General features: G+C 61.2%; 2 protein-coding genes. Both read left to right on the forward strand.

Annotated features, from left to right (window positions below; all coding sequences use genetic code 11):
* A partial coding sequence (locus AC1DY5_RS56975) for an NAD(P)(+) transhydrogenase (Re/Si-specific) subunit beta (protein WP_478122931.1) occupies positions 1–319 on the forward strand: 319 nt, incomplete at its 5' end.
* Positions 320–431: 112 nt separating this feature from the next.
* A partial coding sequence (locus tag AC1DY5_RS56980) for a substrate-binding domain-containing protein (protein WP_478122932.1) occupies positions 432–984 on the forward strand: 553 nt, incomplete at its 3' end.

Raw genomic sequence — 984 nt, forward strand, 5'->3', positions numbered from 1 at the left:
CTTGGCCGAGGCCGAGGTGCCCTACGACCAGGTSTTCGAGATGGAGGACATCAACGGCGAGTTCGCGCAGGCCGACGTGGCGATCATCCTGGGGGCCAACGACGTGGTGAACCCGGCCGCGCTCACCAAGGGCACGCCGATCTACGGCATGCCGATCCTGGAGGCCTACAAGGCCAAGACGGTGATCGTGAACAAGCGCAGCATGGCCGCGGGCTACGCGGGCCTGGACAACGAGCTCTTCTACATGGACAAGACCATGATGGTCTTCGGCGACGCCAAGAAGGTGGTCGAGGACATGGCCAAGGCGATCGGCTCGTAGCTTCATCGTTTCATCCAACTTCCGGCAGTTGACTGCGGGATTTAGATTCATCCGTGCAAACCACATCACCGTTGCAGCGCCAGACACATGGCCAAGCCCAGGAGACCGCCAAATGACCGCCCCTTCCTCGAATTCCGTGCTGGAGCTGGTCAGTACCCAGTCCACCCGCAAGATTTTGGAGGCGGTCCTGCCCGAATTCGAAAAGCAGAGCGGTGCGCGGATCTCGGCGCGCTACATCGGCGTGTCGGCCATCAAGAGAACGGGAACCCGCGAGATTACAGCGGATGTCTTTTTGGGACCCAGCGAGGTCGTGGACCAGTACGCTGCGGAGCGTCAACCGGCCTCGATGAAGCGCTGTGCCGTGGCACTGTCGCGCAGCGGCGCCGCCTTTAGAGTCAATGAGCCACTTCCGGATATCAGCACATCAGTTCGCTTCCTGCGCGTCCTGAAGTCCGCATCGGCGGTGGCGTACTCCGACGGCATCAGCGGAGAGCACCTCGTCAATGTGTTGCGAAAGTACGGGCTGAGCGAAGCCGTTGCACGGAAGCGCGTGATCCCCGAGCCGGGAGGATCGGCGGCGACCCTCGTGGCCTCAGGAGCTGCTGAATTGGGTATTCAACAGATTAGCGAAATGATCGGCGTACCAGGCGTAACCATTCTCGAGT

It is taken from the genome of Variovorax sp. P4_D9 (assembly GCF_056401695.1).